Source organism: Alkalihalobacillus deserti, from assembly GCF_020734105.1.
Classification (GTDB): domain Bacteria; phylum Bacillota; class Bacilli; order Bacillales; family Bacillaceae_D; genus Halalkalibacter; species Halalkalibacter deserti.
In genome coordinates, this window is the sequence record NZ_JAJAFR010000059.1 from 1 (window position 1) to 2,374 (window position 2,374).

General features: G+C 39.4%; 1 protein-coding gene, 2 rRNA genes and 1 pseudogene. All 4 read right to left on the reverse strand.

All coding sequences use genetic code 11. From position 1 onward, the window contains the following. Positions 1-360 precede the first annotated feature (360 nt). A complete protein-coding gene (locus LDX58_RS25530; RefSeq protein ID WP_227940472.1) occupies positions 361-1,332 on the reverse strand; it encodes a bile acid:sodium symporter family protein in 972 nt (323 codons plus the stop codon). A gap of 259 nt (positions 1,333-1,591) precedes the next feature. After that, a pseudogene (locus tag LDX58_RS25535) lies at positions 1,592-1,874 on the reverse strand (transposase); the annotation flags it as partial. 138 nt (positions 1,875-2,012) lie between these two features. After that, positions 2,013-2,128 (reverse strand): 5S ribosomal RNA (gene rrf / locus LDX58_RS25540). A 121-nt stretch (positions 2,129-2,249) separates the two neighbouring features. Next, positions 2,250-2,374: ribosomal RNA gene (locus tag LDX58_RS25545) — 23S ribosomal RNA — on the reverse strand; the annotation flags it as partial.

Consider the following 2,374-nt stretch of genomic DNA (forward strand, 5'->3'; position numbering starts at 1 on the left):
AGATTTTGCGTCCGGCTTCCTTCAGATTCTAGGTCACCCTAGACACCCTTGCCATTCGCTAACAGTTCCCACTGCCAAGCCTGTAGTGGACTTTCACCACCTAGCTGTTAGACATGCCGGGCACACCAAAAAAGGAAACCTACTATAAAAAGTAGATTTCCTCAAAAAATAACGATCCTAGCTAATCTCTTTTTAACCACCTTTAAAAGATCTGAACCCCTTCACGCTCTCGAGCACCCGCAAACAGGACGCTTGACTGAGAGGTCCTAACTTGTTTCTAAAACGTTCTTACTCCCAGCTTCAAGCTCTTTTTTATTTAGGAACAAGGATAACTCATACTTAGAACTCTACCGCATTCGCTCAATGAACCATCTTCAACTCTTTCTTTTTCTCATTCTCTTCCTTTTTTAAATAGGTTGATAGAATCCGCCCATAATTAGCTGCAAGCACTTGCTGAAACAACGTTCCTGCAACAACCGGAACTGACACTTGTGGTGGGAAATACAAAATAGCAATCGTCGCCCCTACACTAATGTTCCTCATTCCATTGTTAAAAAGAAGACTTATAATCACATCACTATCCAACTTCAACATTTTACCGGCCACTACGCCTAATACATATCCCAGTGATGCAAGAAAAAAGACGGCAATCACGATTCTAAACATGTTCCAATCAAACGTCATCACAGGGGCTGCAACGGAACTATTAATCGCAATCACAAACATGAGCCCTACCTTTGAAAAAGGAGCAAACTTCGATTTTACATCTTTATTCTTTGTAAAAGGAAGATAATTTAAAAGGATTCCAAATAACGAAGGGACCACAATCATCAAGACTAAATTTCTCATCAAACTAAATATATCGAAATCCACACTAGCACCGACAAATAAATGAAGAGACAGTGGGATGAACAATGGTGACAGTAAGGTGTTGACTAACACAATCACGAGCGTAACCGACGCATTTCCTTTATAAATCGAAACCCACATCAAACTAATCACACCGGTAGGAATAATAAAAGCAATAATCAATCCCACTATTGTTAGCGGATCGGCCGCAAAGAACAGATGTCCAACTCCAAAAGCGATACACGGCATCACCACTTGAATAATAAATAAAGAAAGAAAAATGGGTCCTGGATGTAACAAAGCTTGTTTTAGTTTCTCCACTTTGACCCCTATACTACTTGATAACGTGATAAACGCAAAGATCCAGGGGACAATCACCACCCATGAGTGGAGTACATCTGCAAGTACTAAGCCAACAATCACACTAGTTGGTGTTAGATAAGGCATTTTTTTCTCTAAACGTTGGTTAATGGTTTGTAGCATTAAGACCTCTCCCTCTTCTAACAGAAAACCTTCTAATAGAATTAGAACGCATTACCCGTGAATGGATTTTATTTTTTCACAAGGGTTTAACATAAAAATGTACAAAGTATGCTGAGTACTTAGCATTCCCCTACATCAATATAAAGACAACTCTCTTCTCGATGCCAACAAATGTCCCACCTTCGCCATTTTTTCAATGAGATGATTTATTTCAGAAATATTATTTTGCTAGGAACTTATTATGAGACAGGACTTGTTTTATTGTTTTGAATGAAAGATTTAGTTCAACTAACCGTCCAACGATCTGTTCAGCGGACCATGTTAGTTGAAGTTTTACCTGTTGTTTTACAGCTTTACGGCGCTCTACGTATTTATCTTGAGCAACTTCACTAGCATATTCTTTTATACTATTTCGATTTAATTCTCGAGCAATAGTAGAGTGGTGTCGATTTAGTTCTAAAGCAATTTTTCTAGTAGACGCCCAGTTTATTTAGGGCTTCTAGTCGTCCACGTTCAAACGTGGTAAAATGAGAGTAGTTCATGATAAAACCTCCGTGTAAGGGTTGTGTGGTAACTTCATTTTACACGAAGTACCATGGGCTTTTTTGTGTTTATTTTTAGGTGTCGCAATTAATATTCGTCATTCAAAAAAGACAATCCAATTGGATTGTCTTTTATCTGCCCGGCAACGTCCTACTCTCACAGGGGGAAGCCCCCAACTACCATTGGCGCAAAAGAGCTTAACGACCGTGTTCGGCATGGGAACGGGTGTGGCCTCTTCGCTATCGCCACCAGACTATTAAGATATTTTTTCAAAAATATCTTTTGAACATCAGATTCTCATTAGAGTATCTTAGTTCACATTTGAGATAGCTCTCTCAAAACTAGATAATGTATAAACATGTGTCAAGAAAGTATTGGATAAGTCCTCGACCGATTAGTATCTGTCAGCTCCACGTGTCGCCACGCTTCCACACCAGACCTATCAACCTCATCATCTCTAAGGGGTCTTACTGGATTAATCCATGGGAAATCTCATCTT

Excerpts from the sequence above, each read along its gene's own strand:
- LDX58_RS25530 (WP_227940472.1), bottom strand. The coding sequence starts at position 1,332 with ATGCTACAAACCATTAACCAACGTTTAGAGAAAAAAATGCCTTATCTA.